Annotated in this window: 14 protein-coding genes; 6 read left to right on the forward strand and 8 right to left on the reverse strand. The window is 65.6% G+C overall.

The window, feature by feature from the left end; translation table 11 throughout:
- Position 1: 1 nt before the first annotated feature.
- The gene (locus AC3QL3_RS16290) at positions 2-793 is read right to left on the reverse strand and encodes a TetR/AcrR family transcriptional regulator (RefSeq protein ID WP_492895131.1); all 792 of its coding nucleotides are present in this window, start codon (positions 791-793) and stop codon (positions 2-4) included.
- Between the two features lie 416 nt (positions 794-1,209).
- Here AC3QL3_RS16290 and AC3QL3_RS16295 point away from each other — a divergent pair, with 416 nt between their 5' ends.
- Complete coding sequence (locus AC3QL3_RS16295) at positions 1,210-2,796, forward strand: peptide MFS transporter (protein WP_492895132.1); 1,587 nt, start codon at positions 1,210-1,212, stop codon at positions 2,794-2,796.
- 64 nt (positions 2,797-2,860) lie between these two features.
- Here AC3QL3_RS16295 and AC3QL3_RS16300 read toward each other — a convergent pair whose 3' ends face one another.
- From AC3QL3_RS16300 to AC3QL3_RS16330, 7 genes are all read right to left on the reverse strand, one after another.
- On the reverse strand, positions 2,861-4,870 hold the full coding sequence (locus AC3QL3_RS16300) for a S9 family peptidase (protein ID WP_492895133.1): 2,010 nt from the start codon (positions 4,868-4,870) through the stop codon (positions 2,861-2,863).
- 65 nt (positions 4,871-4,935) lie between these two features.
- Entirely contained in the window at positions 4,936-6,372 is a 1,437-nt protein-coding gene (locus AC3QL3_RS16305; protein WP_492895134.1) for a mannose-1-phosphate guanylyltransferase/mannose-6-phosphate isomerase, read from the reverse strand.
- 46 nt (positions 6,373-6,418) lie between these two features.
- A complete protein-coding gene (gene rfbD / locus AC3QL3_RS16310) occupies positions 6,419-7,357 on the reverse strand; it encodes a dTDP-4-dehydrorhamnose reductase (RefSeq protein ID WP_492895135.1) in 939 nt (312 codons plus the stop codon).
- Positions 7,354-7,911 carry a dTDP-4-dehydrorhamnose 3,5-epimerase gene (gene rfbC / locus AC3QL3_RS16315; RefSeq protein WP_492895136.1) on the reverse strand — a complete coding sequence of 186 codons (558 nt, stop codon included), beginning with the start codon at positions 7,909-7,911 and terminating at the stop codon, positions 7,354-7,356. The genes rfbD and rfbC overlap by 4 nt, the downstream gene beginning before the upstream one ends.
- The gene (gene rfbA / locus AC3QL3_RS16320; RefSeq protein WP_492895137.1) at positions 7,908-8,792 is read right to left on the reverse strand and encodes a glucose-1-phosphate thymidylyltransferase RfbA; all 885 of its coding nucleotides are present in this window, start codon (positions 8,790-8,792) and stop codon (positions 7,908-7,910) included. Before rfbA ends, rfbC begins: the two co-directional genes overlap by 4 nt.
- 116 nt (positions 8,793-8,908) lie before the next feature.
- Positions 8,909-9,961, reverse strand: a complete 1,053-nt coding sequence (gene rfbB, locus AC3QL3_RS16325) for a dTDP-glucose 4,6-dehydratase (protein WP_492895138.1) — start codon at positions 9,959-9,961, stop codon at positions 8,909-8,911.
- A 151-nt stretch (positions 9,962-10,112) separates the two neighbouring features.
- Positions 10,113-10,808: a TetR/AcrR family transcriptional regulator gene (locus AC3QL3_RS16330; RefSeq protein ID WP_492895139.1), complete on the reverse strand. Its 696-nt coding sequence runs from the start codon at positions 10,806-10,808 to the stop codon at positions 10,113-10,115.
- Between the two features lie 177 nt (positions 10,809-10,985).
- Between AC3QL3_RS16330 and AC3QL3_RS16335 the strand changes: the two genes are divergently transcribed.
- The 5 genes from AC3QL3_RS16335 to AC3QL3_RS16355 all read left to right on the forward strand — a co-directional run bounded on the left by AC3QL3_RS16335 (position 10,986) and on the right by AC3QL3_RS16355 (position 18,066).
- Positions 10,986-12,125 carry an acyl-CoA dehydrogenase family protein gene (locus AC3QL3_RS16335; protein ID WP_492895140.1) on the forward strand — a complete coding sequence of 380 codons (1,140 nt, stop codon included), beginning with the start codon at positions 10,986-10,988 and terminating at the stop codon, positions 12,123-12,125.
- 162 nt (positions 12,126-12,287) lie between these two features.
- Positions 12,288-15,296 (forward strand): peroxisomal multifunctional enzyme type 2, encoded by a 3,009-nt coding sequence (locus tag AC3QL3_RS16340; RefSeq protein ID WP_492895141.1) that lies wholly within the window; start codon positions 12,288-12,290, stop codon positions 15,294-15,296.
- 103 nt (positions 15,297-15,399) lie between these two features.
- A complete protein-coding gene (locus AC3QL3_RS16345) occupies positions 15,400-16,581 on the forward strand; it encodes a lipid-transfer protein (RefSeq protein WP_492895142.1) in 1,182 nt (393 codons plus the stop codon).
- A gap of 50 nt (positions 16,582-16,631) precedes the next feature.
- A complete protein-coding gene (locus AC3QL3_RS16350) occupies positions 16,632-16,952 on the forward strand; it encodes an SCP2 sterol-binding domain-containing protein (RefSeq protein ID WP_492895143.1) in 321 nt (106 codons plus the stop codon).
- Positions 16,953-16,959: 7 nt separating this feature from the next.
- A complete protein-coding gene (locus tag AC3QL3_RS16355; RefSeq protein WP_492895144.1) occupies positions 16,960-18,066 on the forward strand; it encodes a CaiB/BaiF CoA transferase family protein in 1,107 nt (368 codons plus the stop codon).
- The last annotated feature ends 10 nt before the right edge of the window (positions 18,067-18,076 follow it).

Genomic DNA, 18,076 nt, shown 5'->3' on the forward strand with positions numbered 1-18,076 from the left:
CTCATACCCGCGCCACCTCCGTCGGCCAGGAGGGTGGCCAAGCCTCCGGCTTCGAATCGGGGGACTGCAATCGTTGTTCGCGCTCGCTCTGCTGCTCGACCACGACCGCCAGTCCCATCACCTGCTCGATCGCGCTGTCATGCGCGACCTGGTCGAACGGCGTCGTCAGCATCGGCGCGATGAACGCAACCAGACGCGAAAGCAGTCGCGTGTCGTCAACCGGCCCGCCCACGCACATCGCGGCGATCAGCTGGTCGAGGTTCTCGCTCGCGAGCACGCCCGACAGCGCCTTCAGGCTGAACTGCAAACGCACGCCGAGCTCGTGCCGCGGAACTTGCGGCAATGCGCGCTCGAACGCGGCGAAGAAGCCCTCGAAGACCGAGCGATAGTGCTCGTGCAGAAAATTGCGGATGAACGGCGAAGGATCGCTGTAGACGCGACCGAGCAAACGCATCGAGGCCGGACCGCCGCTGCGCGCAAGACGCAGCGCCGGCACGAACAGCACGCCGAGCACGATGTTGAGATCGGGAGCCTGATCGCCGGCGGCTTGCTCGCAGGCGGCGAGCAAACGCTCGCGCTCGCGGCTGAGTCGGTCCAGGCGCTCCGACAGCAGCTCGCGCACCAGCGCTTCCTTGCTGCCGAAGTGGTAGTTCACCGCGGCGATGTTGGCGCCCGCGAGCATGGTGATCTGGCGCAGCGACATGGCGTCGTAGCCATGCTCGACGAACAAGGCTTCCGCCGCCTGCAAGAGGCGCGCCTTGGTCCCGTTCGAGCTGACGTTCTTGCCGATCATCGCCGAAGGCCCCCCTGGGCGCAGCGTGCAGATCCGGAGGCCGAGCCTGTGTCCAGGCCAACCTGACGTTCACTTCAATGAGGTGATTAATGAGATCACTTCAAACGAGTGATTGGCGATTGTAGAGATGCTGTGAAGAGGCGCAAGCTGCACTGCAAAACATCTCGCAGCGCCTCCAAGCAAGCTGCAAAGGCCGGTTCTGCAAAGGAAATGCGGCCCCGAGGCACAGCGGCGGCGGTGGCGATACCCGCCGAATTTGTTGCGATGCAGGTCGACGAGCCGATGCTGCTCCGCCGCATCGCCCTAGTCGCTTCGGTCGCAGAAAACGTTTCCGCCGCGGCCGCTTTCCACGCCCATCCCGCCGAACGATAGCCCTCCGTGGCTATACTCCGGCCGCTTCTCCGCCAGGAATCGGAATGTCCGCCGTTGCCGAGGTTTCGATCCGCCGGGACGAGTTCCTCGGCCATCCGAAGGGACTCTACGTCTGTTTCTTCACCGAAATGTGGGAGCGCTTCTCGTTCTACGGGATGAAGGCGCTGCTCTTGCTCTACCTGACCAAGTACCACCTCTTCACCGACGAGCACGGCTACAACCTGATCGGCGCCTACGGCGGCCTGGTCTATGCGATGCCGGTGATCGGCGGTCTCATCGCGGACCGCTGGCTGGGCATGCGCAAGGCGGTGGTGTTCGGCGGGATTCTGCTCGTGCTCGGGCATCTCGGCATGGCGATCGAAGGCCACCCGGCGAGCAGCGCGAACGGCGTGATCACACGCGACGCCGGCACGCTGCAGATCTTCTACTTCTCGCTCGCCCTGATCATTCTCGGCGTCGGCTTCCTCAAGCCGAACATCTCGACCATTGTCGGCAAGCTTTACGGCGAGAACGATCCGCGCCGCGATTCGGGCTTCAGCCTGTTCTACGCCGGCATCAACATCGGCGCGACGATCTCCGGTGTGTTGTGCGGCTGGCTCGGCGAAACCTACGGCTGGGGCTGGGGTTTCGGTGCCGCCGGCATCGGCATGCTGGCGGGACTGGCGAACTTCCTCTACGGACAGAAGCATCTGCACGGCCACGCCGAGCCACCCGATCCGGCCGCTCTACGCCAGCGCGTGTTCGGCTTTCTCACGCGCGAGCAATCGATCTACCTCGGCTCGCTCGCCGGCTTGTTCGCGATCTGGGGACTGATCCAAGCGCATTCGCTGTTTCTCGCGATCGTGCCTGGGTGGTTCGAACCGAGTCCGGTGCTGCTCGCGATGCACTTGGTCACCGCTTGTCTGCTCGGCGGCATCCTCTGGTTCATGTTCGCGCGCTGCACCAAGGTCCAGCGCGAGCAGATGGCGGCGGTGCTCGTCTTCATCGTGCTGTGCCTGATCTTCTTCACCCTGTACGAACAGACCTACGGTTCGTGGGTGCTGTTCTCCGATCGCGTGATGAACCATCGCGCGCTCGGTGTCGAATGGAATGCGAGCGAGCTGACATCGCTCGGCGCCGTGTTCATTCTGATCCTCGCGCCGATCTTCGCGTGGCTGTGGCCGCGGCTGGAAACGCGCGGCTGGAATCCGAGCAAGCCGGCGAAGTCCGCCTACGGTTTGATCCTCGCCGGCGCCTCGTTCCTGGTGCTGGTCTGGAGCGCGCGCAATCCCGAGGCGAACGGACTGACTAATATCTGGTGGTTCGTGCTCGCCTACTTCGTGCTCGAAGTCGGCGAGATGCTGCTGTCGCCGATCGGCCTCTCTGCGGTCACCGAGTTGTCGGTGCCGAGCGTGGTCAGTCTGATGATGGGCGGCTGGTTTCTCGGCACCTCGTATTCGGAGGTGCTGGCCGCGCAACTGAGCCAGCTGTCGGCGATCGAAATTCCTGACGGCCAAAGCCTGAACGTCGCCGAGGCACTGACGAAGTACGATCAGCTGTTCGTGTTCTCGGCCAAGATCGGCATCGTCTGCGGCCTGCTCGCGCTGGCGGCGACGCCGCTGATCAGGCGCTGGATGCACGGTGTGAAGTAACGACGACGGTGCATCGCCTGGGCGAGTGCGCCGCGCGGCACACTCGCCGTCGAATTGAGCCGCCTCAGCGCGCCGGCTCGGCCGATGCAGTGCCGCCGAGGCTGCGCTGCAGGAAGGCCAGCATCTTGGTGTACATCTCGACGCGGTTGGCGGTCACATAGAAACCGTGCCCTTCCTTGTCTTTGAGCAGCCACTCGTAGGGATATTTGCGTTCGTCCAGCGCCTCGCGCAACGCATCCGCCTGCGCGATCGGTACGCGTTCGTCGCGTCCTCCGGCGATCAGCATCAGCGCCGCCTTGAGGCGGTCGACGTTCTCGGCGGGTGAACGTTTGCGCATGTCGGCCGCGTCCGTGCCGAGCACTCTCTGCAGATAGCGCTTGCCGTACAGGCTGCGCGGGATGTCGCCGTCGCGATACATCAGGCCCAGATCGTAGACGCCGACATAACCGATCGCGCAGCGGTACAAATCCGGTTCGCGTACCGCGCCTTGCAACGAGGCATAGCCGCCGTAACTGCCGCCGTACAGGCACAATCGTTTCGGATCGGCATAGCCTTGCTGCACCGCCCAGCGCGTGGCGTCGGTCAGGTCGTCCTGCATGCGCAGGCCCCACTGCCGGTAGCCGGCCTGCTCGAAGTCGGCACCGTAGCCGCCCGAGCCGCGGAAATTCAGCTGCAGCACCGCGTATCCGCGGCTCGCCAACAGCTGCACTTCGGGATCGAAACCCCATCTGTCAGCGATGCCGTGCGGCCCGCCGTGAGGGTTGACGATCAGCGGCAGATTCTTGCCGTCGCCGCCGCGCGGAAGGGTCAGGTAGCCGTTGAGTTCGAGGCCGTCGCCGGCCTTCAAGCGTATCGGCTGCATCGCCGCCATCAGCTCGGGTTCGATCCATTTGCGCGCGCTGCCGATGTATTCGGCGTTCTTCTTCTGCGTGTCGAACAAATAGAAATCGCCCGGATTGCGATCGCTGGAAACGTGCACCAGACCGAATTTGCCGTCGTTGGCGAAGCTGCCGAAGATCGCGACCTGGCCGGGAAACGCCTTTTGCGTCGCCAGCGCGAGCCGCGCATGCGGCGAGTTCGGATCGAACACGTGAATGGCGGTCTTGCCGTCGTGCGTCACCACTCCGTAGGCGTCCTGCTGGTCCGGCGTCAGCAGCAGTTCGCCGGGATCGGCGCCGCCCTCGTACAAGAGCTCTTTCGCGCCACTGTCGAGGTCGATGCGATACAAGGCATCGGGTTTGTTCGCACGCGAGACGTTCGCATACAGATGCCGGTTGTCGCGCGCGAACATGCGCGGCCTCATGTACACCTTGCTGACCTTGGGGTCGTTGAAGACGCGCCATTCGCCGCCTTCTTCGCCGCGCACGTAGATGACCAGGTTCACGTTCTCGTCCGCGGCGCCGGCAATGCGCACGCGTCCGCGATGATCGGCGATGAACTGCGAATCCGCTTTCGGGCCGACGCCGACGCGACGCGTGTTGCCGGTGTAGACGTCGAGCATTTCGACGCTGGGCGGCGCTTGCTCGCTGTTCTGCCAATCGAAGGTCTGCACCAGGATGTTCTTGTCGTCGCCCGGAATGCGGTCGATGACGAAGGCGCTGGCGTAGCGCTTCTCGCCGCCGCGCTTGATGCGTGAGCCGACTTCCTCCGCACCGCGATAGCCGAACAGCTGCATCGAGCCGCTGCCGTCGGCGTTGATCGCATACAGCTCGCCGTTCGGCCGTGGCGCGTCGATGCCGCCGAGCTGCTCAGCTACCGAGGCGACCAGCCGCGTTTCATTGACCCACCAGAAACGATCGACCACGTTGTTCGAGGAAGCGCGGATGCTCGCGGTGCGCTGGTTCTTGACGCGATCGATGACGAACAGAACCGTCGTATCCTCGAACGGCACTTTCACCGCGAGATATTGCCCGCCGGGCGAGATCGCCATCTCCTCGATGTCCGGTTTCTTGACGAAATCTTCGATCGAGACCTGTGCCGGCGACGACGCCTGTGCCGGCGCTTCCGCTTTCTTTTCTTCGGCCCACGCGAACGCCGACGCAAACGCCAGCGCGACGGAAAGCATCCGTTTCATTGCAACCTCCCCTTGTCGCCCGCTTCCTTGTGCGACGACTCGCGCCTCCGTGCGGAGGCTTCTCCTCAAGTCGTCTTGACGCGCCCGTAGCGGTCTTCCAGGCGCACGATGTCATCTTCCCCGAAATAATCGCCGCACTGCACTTCGATCAAGTGAATATCGGTATCGGTCGGGTTCTCCAGCCGATGCACGGTGTTCATCGGGATGTAGGTCGACTCGTTGCGGCCGAGCAGGAATTCGCGCTCGCCAACGCGCACCTTCGCGGTGCCCTCGACCACCGTCCAGTGTTCACTGCGGCGATGGTGCAACTGCAGCGACAGCACCTGGCCCGGCTTCACCGTCAGCCGCTTGACCTTGCAGTCTTCGGCGTCCTCGAGCACGGTGTAGCTGCCCCAAGGCCGGTGCACGGTCTGGTGCACGCTCGCAGCGGCATGATTGGTCGCGCGCAGGCGCTCGACCACCAGTTTGACCTGCTGCGCGCGCTCGCGATGCGATACCAGCACCGCATCGCCGGTGTCGACGATGACCAGATCCTTGACGCCGACCGCGGCGACCATGCGCGCGTCGGACTGGATGTAGCAGTTCTCGCTCTCGATCACGATCGCTTGCCCGCGCACGCGATTGCCGTCGTCGTCGGCTTCGGCGTCGAGATCGCTGATCGCCTTCCACGAACCGATGTCGCTCCAGTCGAACGCGGCCGGTACCACCGCCACCTTCGGCGCGCGCTCCATGATCGCGTAGTCGATCGAGATGTCCGGCTGCGCCAGGAACGCCTCACGCACGTACTCGACCGGGCTTTCGTGGCTGGTCGCCTGCGCATGGCAGGTCTGCGCCGCGGCGAACACATCGGGACAGACCTTCGCGGCCACGTCGAGCAAAGCGTCGGCACGGAAACAGAACATGCCCGAGTTCCAGACATATTCGCCCGAGGCGACGTAGCTCTCGGCCACTTCGCGGCTCGGCTTTTCGACGAAGGCGCCGACCTGGCGCCCGTCGCGCCCGGCGATCGCCTCGCCCATGCGCACGTAGCCGAAACCGGTTTCCGGATGCGTCGGTCGGATGCCGAACGTGACCAGCCAGCCGTCCTGCGCCAGCGCGGCCGCGCGCTGCGCGTCGGCGGCGAAGGCGTCGAGATCGCGGATCAGATGATCGGCCGGCAGCACCAGCAACACGGCCTCGGCGCCGACGTGCTCGCGCGCGTACAACGCGGCCAGGACCACCGCCGGCGCGGTGTTGCGCCCGGCCGGTTCGAGCAGGAACGGCAGACGGTCGAGATCGGCCTGCGGATGCTGGGCGTACTCGTCGCGGGTCAGGAAGTAGTAGTCGCGGCCGGTCACGGTCAGCACCTGGCCGCCGTCGGCGAGGCGCAAGGCGCGATCGAGCGTCTTGCGCAGCAGCGTTTCGCCATCGCCCATGCGCATGAACGGTTTCGGATAAGCGCTGCGCGATACCGGCCACAACCGCGTGCCGGCGCCGCCGGAGAGAATTACGGGTACGAGCATAGGAAGACTCCAACTGCGGCGCTGATCGCCGCTTCGCGACCTGCCGTCAGGCAGGCTTCGAGGCAGGCCGGTCGTTTGCGGCGATTTCGCCGAGCACCTCGTCCAGACCCACGCGCCAATCCGCTAATTCTAGCCCGAATGCGGATTTCAGCCTGGCGCAGTCGAGCACCGAGTAGGCCGGCCGCTGTGCGCGGGTCGGATAGTCGGCCGTCGTGATCGCCAGCATGCGCGGCGCGCGCGCGATCAGCCCGCGCTCGGCGGCGCTTTTGAGGATGGCCGCGGCGAAGTCGAACCAGCTGCACTGTCCGCTCGCGACGAGGTGATAGGTGCCCGACGGCGGCGCCACGCTCGCTTCCAGCCGCTGCGCGATCGCCGCGGCGGTCGTGCGTGCGATCCAGCGCGCCGGCGTCGGCGCGCCGATCTGATCGGCGACCACGCGCAGCTCCTCGCGCTCGCCGCCCAGGCGCAGCATCGTGCGCAGGAAATTGTGCCCGCGCGCGGCGTAAACCCAAGCGGTACGGAAGATCAGATGTTCGGCGCCGCTCGCGCGCAAGGCGTCTTCGCCGGCAAGTTTGCTGTGGCCGTAGACACCGAGCGGCGCGGTCGCGTCGTCTTCGCGATACGGGCGCGTGCCGCGGCCGTCGAAGACGTAGTCGGTCGAATAGTGCACGGCGAGCGCCGCGTGCTCGCGCGCCCAGGCGCCGATCTCGGCCAGCGCGCGATGGTTGACGCGGTCGGCCAGCTCCGCTTCGTCTTCGGCGCGATCGACCGCGGTGTAGGCCGCGGCATTGACGATCGTGTCGGCCTGCGCCTGCTGCAAGGCCGCGCGTAGCGAATCGGCGTCGCCGAGATCGGCTTGCAAACAAGCCGTACCGTCGGCCAAGCGCCCTTCGCGCGTCGCCGCGATCACGTCTCCCAGCGGCGCCAGCGCGCTCACCAGTTCATGGCCGACCTGGCCGTTGGCGCCGAGCAGAAGCAGCTTCACGGCGAATACGTCGGCAGTTTCTCGCGCGGGACCTCGGCCAGGAACGGCGCCTTGGCGTCCTTGTCCGACAGCAGCGGCTCGGCGATCGGCCAGTCGACGCCGATCGCGGCATCGTTCCAACGCACGCCGGCGTCGGCCGCCGCTTCGTACAACGCGGTGCACTGGTAGGCGAAAGTGGCGTACTCGGACAACACGGCGAAGCCGTGCGCGAAGCCTTCCGGTATCCAGAAATGACGCTTGTTATCGGCCGACAGGATCGCCGCGGCCCAATGGCCGAAGGTCGGCGAGCCGGCGCGCACGTCGACGGCGACGTCGTAGACCTCGCCTTCGATCACGCTGACCAGCTTGCCCTGCGGATTGGGCCACTGGTAATGCAGCCCGCGCAGCACGCCCTGCGCCGAGCGCGACACGTTCGATTGCACGAAGCGCAGGTCGAGACCGGCCTCGGCGAACTTGCGCGCATTGAAGCTCTCGTAGAAGTAGCCGCGCGCGTCGCCGAACACGGCCGGCTCGATCACCACGACACCGGGCAATGTGGTCTGGACGATCTTCACGAAACCCTGCCCTGCTTGACCATTTGCATCAGATAGCGCCCATAGCCGTTCTTCGCCAGCGGCTGCGCCAGGCGCAGCACCTGTTCGGAATCGATCCAGCCGTTCTCCCAGGCGACCTCTTCCGGACAGCAGACCTTCAAGCCCTGCCGGTTCTCGATCGTCTCGACGTAGTTGGAGGCTTCGGTCAAGGACTCGTGCGTGCCGGTATCGAGCCAGGCGTAGCCGCGGCCGAGTTTTTCCAGCATCAGCGAATGATCTTCGAGGTAGCAGCGGTTCAGATCGGTGATTTCCAGCTCGCCGCGCGGCGATGGCTGCAGCGAGGCGGCGAAATCGCAAACGCGCTCGTCGTAGAAGTACAGACCGGTGACGGCCCAGTGCGAGCGCGGTGCGGCCGGCTTTTCCTCCAGATCGACGACCTTGCCCTGCGCGTCGAATTCGGCCACGCCGTAGCGCTCCGGATCGCGCACCCAATAGCCGAATACGGTGGCGCCGCGCGCACGTGCGTTCGCTGCGGCGAGCTGCTCGGTCAGGCCGTGGCCGTAGAAGATGTTGTCGCCGAGGATCAGACAGCTCGGCTGGCCGGCGACGAACTCGCGCCCGATCAGAAACGCCTGCGCCAAGCCGTCCGGCGAGGGCTGCACCGCGTAGCGGATCGACATGCCCCACTGCGAGCCGTCGCCGAGCAGGCGCTCGAACAAGGCCTGCTCGTGCGGCGTGTTGATGACCAGCACTTCGCGCACGCCGGCCAGCATCAAGGTCGACAGCGGGTAGTAGATCATCGGCTTGTCGTACACCGGCAACAGCTGCTTGCTCACCGCCTGCGTGAGCGGATACAGCCGAGTGCCGGAGCCGCCGGCGAGGATGATGCCCTTACGTGTCATGCCATCGTTCTCGCAAGAGAGTGGTTGAACTCAGACGATTTCAAATCAGGATGCGTTGCACGAAACGGATTCGCGATCTGGAGCGGCATCTCCATTGATCGCACCGCCTCTTCGACTCACGCGCCGAGTCGCTCCATGCGATAGCTACCGTCGAGCACGCGTTTCACCCAATCCTGCTGCGTCAGATACCAATCCACCGTGCGCGCGATACCGGTTTCGAACGACTCGCGCTGACTCCAGCCGAGTTCGCTCTTCAGCTTGGACGCATCGATCGCATAACGGCGGTCGTGGCCGGGACGATCCTTGACGTAGCTGATCAGCGATTCGCGCGCACGTCCGTCGGCGAGCGGCTGACGCTGATCGAGCAAGGCACAGATCGTCTTCACGACGTGGATGTTTTCGCGCTCGGCGTCGCCACCGACGTTGTAGACCTCGCCGACGCGGCCGGCGTCGAGCACGCGCTGGATCGCGCTGACGTGGTCGCCGACGTAGAGCCAGTCGCGCACATTGCGGCCGTCGCCGTAGACCGGCAGCGCTTCGCCGGCCAGCGCCTTCTGAATCATCAGCGGAATCAGCTTCTCGGGGAACTGGTACGGACCGTAGTTGTTCGAGCAGTTCGTCGTCAGCGTCGGCAGGCCGTAGGTGTGATGAAAAGCACGAACCAGATGGTCGGAAGCGGCCTTGGAGGCCGAATACGGCGAGTTCGGCTGATACGGCGAGTCCTCGCTGAAGCGTCCCTGGGCACCGAGCGAGCCGTACACCTCGTCGGTCGAGACGTGCAGAAAGCGGAAGGCGCCCTGCCGCTCTGCCGGCAGCTCGCGCCAATACGCGAGCGTGCTTTCGAGCAGAGTCAGGGTACCGACGACGTTGGTGTGCACGAATGCGGCCGGACCGTCGATCGAACGATCGACGTGCGATTCGGCCGCGAAATTCACGATCGCATCGGGCCGGTGCGCAGCAAGCACGCGGCGCACGAACGCGGCATCGCCGATGTCGCCGTGCTCGAAGGCGTAGTCGGCGCGGCCTTCGACCGCGGCCAAGGTGTCGAGATTGCCGGCATAGGTCAACGCGTCGAGGTTGACGATGCGCCAGCCGCCGAGCGCCAGCGTGTCGAGTACAAAATTGCCGCCGATGAAACCGGCACCGCCGGTAACGAGCAGGGTTTTCATGCGCTAAGGTTTTCCGCCACGAGATGGGATCTACGGACGCCGCGATCATTCTGCAGGCGCGTATTTTTGCCAATAAAAAGGGCCGGTTAACCGGCCCCTGCGCAATCCTATCCGCAATCCCGGCCGCGGGCCAACTGCGCCGGCGCAAGGCTTAGGCGGCGCCCCAGCCCGACGGCCGCGGCGGCGGCGTGCGCACGCCCTTGCGCGCACGCATGTGCGCATGCGCATGGCGGATCCAACTCGACAGCTGCGCGCGAATGAAATCCGGTCCCGGCGCGACGTGCGTGTGGCTGACCAGGCCGTGCAGCAAAGCGGTGAACTGCACGAACAGCGCCTTGATATCGGAATTGGAACCGGGCGCGGCGACGAAATAGTGATCGATCGCGATGTCGAACACCTCGGCCTGTTGCAGCAAGAGGTCGCGCAGCGCCTCGGCCAGCGCGGCGTCGCGCTGGCTCGCCGCCAGCAGCTCGTTGTAGGCGCGGTAGATCTTGGTCGCGAACAGCTGCTGCCAGATCGCCTCGACCAGGGCCTGCAAGCGATCGTCTTCCTCCGCCACCGACAGCATCAGCTCGCCCAGCGTGCGATAGATGTCGCGCAGGAGGTTCTGCGCCGCGTCCAGCATCAGGGCCTGCTTGCTCGGGTAGTGATGCACCTGCGCCCCGCGCGAGACGCCGGCGCGGCGCACGATCGAACTCAAGGTGCTGCCGGTATAGCCGTCTTCGGCCAGGCTTTCCAGGGTCGCGGCGAGCAGGCGCTTGCGCATCGCCGCGCTGCGGTCGGACTGCCGGCGCCGCGGCGCCTTGTCGGCCGCTTTTTTGGCCGCGGCGGCGGATTCTCTGCTCATCGATCGCATTCCAAAGGATGTTGCAAACGTTCAATACCGGCCGCCGGCCTAGTGTGCAATCTCCGCTCGGCGCGGGCCAGCGCAGAGGCCGCGGCGCGGCGCTTGACATCGCCTACGACGAAAGCTAGTTTCAATTTACATACAATCCAGACTGTAAATTATTTCGAGAGCCGGCGCATGATCCCCAGGACCTTGTTCTCGCCCGAGCACGACGAGTTCCGCCGCAACGTGCGCCGCTTCCTCGAACAGGAAGTCGCGCCGCACCGCGAGCGCTGGGAAGAACAGCAGCACGTCGACCGCACAATCTGGAACCGCGCCGGCGAACTCGGCCTGCTCTGCGTGACGATGCCGGAAGAGTACGGCGGCGCCGGCGCCGACCGCCTGTTCAGCGCGATCGTGATGGAAGAACAGATGCGCGTGGGCGACAGCAGCCTCGGCTTCGCCGTGCACAGCGACATCGTCGCCAACTATCTCAACCACTTCGGCAACGAGACTCAGAAACGCCAGTGGCTGCCGAAGATGGCCAGCGGCGAGGTGGTCGGCGCGATCGCCATGACCGAGCCGGGCACCGGCTCCGACTTGCAGGCGGTCAAGACCACCGCGCTCGCCGACGGCGACGACTACCTCATCAACGGCTCGAAAATCTTCATCACCAACGGGTACCTCTGTGACCTGGTCGTAGTCGTGGCCAAGACCGGCGATGCCGCCGGCGGCGCCGAGAACGTGTCGCTGATCCTGGTCGAGGCGGACCGCGCCGGCTTCGGCAAGGGCAAGCCGCTGAAGAAGATCGGCATGAAGGGCCAGGACACCTGCGAGCTGTTCTTCGACAACGTACGCGTGCCGCGCACGAATCTGCTCGGCGAGGAAGGCGTCGGCTTCATCGCGCTGATGAAAGAACTCGCGTGGGAACGTCTGATCATCGCGATCAATGCGATCGCCGCGGCGGAATACGCGCTCGAACTGACCTTGGAATACGTGCGCGGCCGCAAGGTGTTCGGCAAGCCGGTCGCGAACTACCAGCACACGCGCTTCAAGCTGGCCGAGCTCAAAGCCGAAATCGCGATCGGCCGCGTCTTCGTCGACCGCTGCTTGGAGCAAGAGTTGGCCGGCCAACTCAGCGTCGAAGCCGCGGCGACGGCGAAGTACTGGTGCAGCGACCTGCAATGCAAGGTCATGGACGAATGCCTGCAGCTGCACGGCGGCTACGGCTACATGCTGGAGTACCCGATCGCGCGCGGCTGGATCGACTCGCGCGCGCAGCGCATCTACGGCGGCACCAACGAGATCATGAAGGAATTGATTGCGCGGAGTCTGTGAGAACCGCGCAAACGGAAACCAACGAAATTCCGCCTACGTCATCCCCTCGAACACCGGAATCCAAAGCGTTTCGCGCGCCATCGTGAAATCGAGAGGGATTCCGGACGACGCCGGAATGACGGCGGAAACCCGCAACGACAAGACCGTAGAGAGAGCGTGCACATGTCGCAGCAACTCAGATACGACGGCAAAGTCGCCATCGTCACCGGCGCCGGCAACGGGCTCGGCCGCACCTACGCGCTGATGCTCGGCGCGCGCGGCGCCAAGGTCGTGGTCAACGACCTCGGCGGCGGCGCATTCGGCGAAGGCAAGTCGTCCGCCGCCGCCGACAAAGTCGTAGAGGAAATCCGCGCCCTCGGCGGCGAAGCGGTGGCGAACTACGATTCGGTGACCGACGGCGAGCGCATCGTGCAGGCCGCGCTGGATGCGTTCGGCACGATCGACATCGTGATCAACAACGCCGGCATCCTGCGCGACGTCAGCTTCGCCAAGATGAGCGAGCAGGACTGGAACCTGATCTATCAAGTGCACCTGCTCGGCGCGTTCAAGGTCACGCACGCGGCCTGGCCGATCTTGCGCGAGAAGAATTACGGCCGCGTCGTCGTCACCGCTTCCGCCGCCGGCCTGTACGGCAATTTCGGCCAGGCCAACTACAGCATGGCCAAACTCGGCCTGCACGGCTTCGCGCAGACCTTGGCCGAGGAAGGCCGCAGCAAGAACATCCACGTCAACACGATCGCGCCGATCGCCGCCTCGCGCCTGACCGAAACCATCCTGCCGCCGGAAGTGCTGGCCAAACTCAGCCCCGACTACGTCGCACCGCTGGTCGGCTGGTTGTGCCACCAAGACTGCAAAGAGACCAAGGGCCTGTTCGAAGTCGGCGCCGGTTTCGTCAGCAAGCTGCGCTGGGAGCGCAGCGAAGGCGTGTTCTTTCCGACCGGACGTGCGCTCGAGATCGAACAAGTCGCCGCACGCTGGGACGCGATCACCGACTTCGCGCGCGCCAGCGAGCATCCGACCAGCACCGCAGAAGCGTTCGCGCCGCTGCTCGCGAATGCGGACAAGCCGCGCCTGGGCGGCAACGAGCACATCGATCTCGACGAGGCGATGGCTGCGCGGCTGGAATCGGAATCCAGCTACGACGAACGCGACCTCGCGCTGTACGCGCTCGGCGTCGGCGCCGCGCGCGATGCGTCCGACGCCAACGATCTGAAATTCGCCTACGAACTGGGCGACAGTTTCCAGGCGCTGCCGACCTACGCGGTGATCCCGCCGGTCAATGCGATGCTGGCGCTGGTCAAGGAAGGCCGTTCGATACCGGGAATCCGCTTCGGCTTGGAGACGGTGTTGCACGGCGAACAGTACACGGAAGTTTTTCTTCCGCTGCCGCCGAAGGCTCGGCTCAAACACGTGATGCGCCTGAAGGCCGCCTATGACAAGGCGCCCAATGCGGTGATCGTGTTCGCCACCGACACCTTCGACGAGCACGGCAACAAGCTCGCCTACAACGAGATCTCCTCGTTCGTGCGCGGCATCGGCGGCTGGGGCGGCGAGCGCGGCCCGTCGGGCGAGATCAATCAACCGCCCGAACGCGCACCGGATGCGACCATCGAAGAGCGTGTCGATTCGAACCAGGCCCTGCTCTATCGACTGTCCGGCGACTGGAATCCGCTGCACGCCGATCCCGCCTTCGCGCAGGCGTTCGGTTTCGAGAAACCGATCCTGCACGGCTTATGCACGTTCGGCATCGCCGGCCGCCACGTCGTCAACGCGTTCTGCGGTGGCGACGCGCGCCGCTTCAAGAGCATCAAGGTGCGTTTCGCCGACAGCGTGTACCCAGGCGAGACCTTGGTCACGCGTCTGTGGAAAGAATCGGACACGCGCATCGTGCTCGAGATGCGCGTGAAGGAACGCGACAAGCTCGTGCTGCGCAACGCGGCGGTCGAGTTGTACCGAGACATTCCGCAAGCGCAGGTCAAGCCGGTTGTGAGCACCGTCGCCGAGAGCGCAGCGGCAGCGCCGGCGAACGAACCGAGCAGCGCCGACATCTTCGCCGTGATCGCGCGCCATCTCGCCGCGAACAAGGGCACCGGAGACCGGATCAAGACGCTGTTCCAGTTCGACCTGACCAAGCCCGATTCGGTCTGGACGCTCGACCTCAAATCCGGCGACGGCAGCGTGCGTGCGGGCGCTGCGGACAAAGCCGATACCACACTCAGCCTCGCCGACGCCGACTTCATCGCGATGAGCACCGGCAAGGCCGATCCGAACCAGCTCTACTTCGGCGGCAAGCTCAAAATCGCCGGTAACGTGATGGCTTCGCAGAAGCTCGGCTTCCTGCAGCAGATCGATCCGAAGCTGCTGCAGGCGGTATTGGCCGAACGCAGCGCGCCGGCCACGGCAACGACCGCGGCGCCCGCCTCCGCCGCAGCAAGCGCGCCGACGCTCGCTGCGGCCGACATCTTCGTCGCGATCGCGAGCCATCTGGCCGCCCATCCGGGCACCGGCGAGCGCATCAAGACCTCGTTTCAGTTCGACCTGACCGAGCCGGATGCGTCGTGGACGCTGGACTTGCGCGCCGGCGACGGCAGCGTGCGCGCGGGCGCCGCCGAAAAACCCGACGTGACACTCAAGCTCAGCGACGCCGATTTCCTCGCCATGTGCAGCGGCAAGGCCGACCCGAACCAGCTCTACTTCGGCGGCAAGCTGAAGATCGCCGGCAACGTGATGGCCTCGCAGAAGCTCGGCTTCCTGCAGCAGATCGATCCCAAGCTCGCACTCGACGCCGCGCGCGCACGCGCGGCCGCCGGCCCTGGTGAGACGAAACCCGCGGCACCGGCGCAGTCGAGCGGATCGGCCGCCACGATCTTCGGCGCGCTCGCCGACAAGCTGAAAACCCATCCCAAGGCCGCCAACGGACTCAGCGGCAGCGTGCTCGTGTTCCAGCTGCGCGAGCCTGAGACACGCTGGACGATCGATTTGTCCGGCAAGGCGCCGAAGGTCGAGCCGGGCGAGAGCGCGCACGCGAACGCCGTGTTCGGCCTGGCCGACGCCGACCTCGCCGAACTCGTGCGCGGCGAAGCAGACGCGCGTGCGCTGTACCAGCACGGCCGCCTGCGCGTCGACGGCGACGTGCGGCTCGCGCACGAACTCGATTTCCTCAAGAACTGATGCGCGAACGCACACGATCGGTCGCGCCGACGCCTTCGCTTTTGATCGAACGACATGGAATTCCCGCGGATGCGGGAATGACGAGCCAGGAGAAATGAAACCCATGAAACGCAGAGTCAACGTCATCGGCGTGGGCATGACCAAGTTTTCCAAGCCCGGCGCCAGTCCCGAGTACTACGAGATGGCGCGCGACGCCGGCCGCATCGCGCTGGCCGATGCCGGCGTCGGCTACCAGGAGATCGAGCAGGCCTACGTCGGCTACGTCTACGGCGATTCGACCTGCGGCCAGCGCTCGGTCTACGAACTCGGTCTCACCGGCATTCCGGTGGTGAACGTCAACAACAACTGCTCGACCGGCTCGACCGCGCTCTATCTCGCGCGTCAGGCGATCGAGGGCGGTCTCGCCGAATGCGTGCTCGCGCTCGGCTTCGAGCAGATGGAAAAAGGCGCTCTGAGTTCGAAGTTCAACGATCGCGAAACGCCGCTCGGCAAGTTCGCCCAGGTGATGAACGACGTGCAGGGCATGAACGCGGCACCGGTCGCGGCGCAGATGTTCGGCGGCGCCGGCCGCGAATACCGCTGGCGTCACGGCACCAAGAAGGAAACCTTCGGCAAGATCTCGGAGAAGGCGCGACGGCATGCGGCGAACAATCCGTATGCGCTGTTCAATCAGCCGTTGACGCTGGAACAGGTGATGGCCTCGGACGAAGTCTTCGATCCCCTGACCCGCTTCCAGTGCTGCCCGCCGACCTGCGGCGCCGCAGCGGCGATCCTGTGCTCGGACGAGTTCGCGAAAAAGCACGGCATCGCCAAGCCGGTGTACATCGCCGCGCAAAGCATGACCACCGACTACGCCACCTCGTTCGAGCCGCAGAGCATGATCAAGATGGTCGGCTTCGACATGAGCCGCAGCGCGGCGCAGCAGGTGTACGAGGCAGCCGGCATCGGCGCCGAGGACGTCGACGTGGTCGAGCTGCACGACTGCTTCACCGCGAACGAACTGTTGACCTACGAGGCGCTCGGCTTGTGCGCCGACGGCGCCGCCGAGAAATTCATCTGGGACGGCGACAACACCTACGGCGGCAAGTACGTCACCAATCCGTCCGGCGGTCTGTTGTCGAAGGGCCACCCGCTCGGCGCGACCGGACTGGCGCAATGCACGGAGCTGGTCTGGCAACTGCGCGGCAGCGCCGACAAACGCCAGGTCGACGGCGCGCGTATCGCCCTGCAGCACAACCTCGGTCTCGGCGGCGCCTGCGTCGTCACGATGTATCGCAACGATTGACCCATTCCGCGCCGGCGTTTCGGCGCTCGTTCCACCCTTGAGGACATTCGATGGACGCCAACACCCTCGTGCAGCAGCTTCCGAAAGCGTTTCGTCCGGCCGAGGCCGGCGACAAGTCGCACACGATCCAGCTCAACATCTCCCAGCCCGCCTATGCGGTGATCGAGAACGGCACCTGCTCGATCCACGCCGGTACCGCGCCGAAGAGCGATCTGACCCTGACCGTGTCCGACGAGAACTTCGTCGAACTGATGCAGGGTCGTCTCAACGGCGTCGCCGCCTTCATGAGCGGCAAGCTGAAAGCGGCCGGCGATCTGATGCTGGCGCAGCGGCTGAGCAAGATCTTCGACGCGAGCGCGCTGCAAGGATAGGCCGCGCATGAGCCTGCTCGCCGGCGTGCGCGTGCTCGACCTGACCCGGCTCCTGCCGGGTCCGTTCTGCACGCTGTATCTGGCCCAGCTCGGCGCCGAGGTGATCAAGATCGAGGACGGCGACGGCGGCGACTACACACGCCTGTTGATGCCGGAACTGTTCGCATTGCTCAATCGCGGCAAAGCCTCGATCACGCTCGATCTGCGTCAGCCGGCCGACGCGCAAACGTTCCGCCAGCTCGCCGCCGAGGCGGACGTGGTGATCGAATCGTTTCGTCCCGGCGTGATGGACAAACTCGGTTGCGGCTACGCGGCATTGAAGGCGATCAATCCGCGCCTGGTCTACGCCGCGCTGACCGGCTACGGCCAGACCGGCCCGTATCGCGACCGCGCCGGTCACGACATGAACTTCCGCGCCTACGCCGGCGAACTCGAACAGAGCGGCGTCGCCGACGGCGCGCCGGCGCCGGGCAATTTCCAAGTCGCCGACCTCGCCGGCGGCGCGCTCACCTGCGCGGTCGGCATCCTCGCCGCGCTGTTGCAAGCGCGCGCCAGCGGCGCGGGCACCCTGGTCGACGTGGCCATGCTCGACGGCACGCTCGCCCTGCAAGTCGCCGCGCTGGCGACCTTGCGCACCCTCGGACACAACCTGCCGCGTGGCGCCGACGCCCTCTCCGGCGCCATGGCGAACTATCGCGTCTACGCCTGCGCCGACGGACGCCACTTCGCGCTCGGCGCGCTCGAATACAAGTTCTTTTCGCGCGTCTGCCGGCTCGCCGCACGCGAAGACCTGCTCGCACTGCCGCTGGCGCCGGGCGCCGACGGCGGGCACGAACTGCACCAAGCGCTCATCGAGCTGTTCGCGCAGAAGACGCGCGCCGAATGGGAACAACTGCTCGGCGCCGAAGACGCCTGCGCAAGTCCGGTGCTGACGCTGGAAGAAGCGCTCGCCAACGAGCAGGTGCGCGCGCGCGGCCTGGTCGTCGACGACAGCGGCAAACCGGCGTTCGGTCTACCGATCCGGTTCGACCACCCGCTGCCGGCGCTGGCGCCGGCACCGGAACCGGGTGCGGACAACGCGCGCCTGCTCGGCACGCTGGCGCAGGAGGCTTGAACATGCACGA

The organism is Dokdonella sp. GW821-FHT11D02, assembly GCF_058808595.1.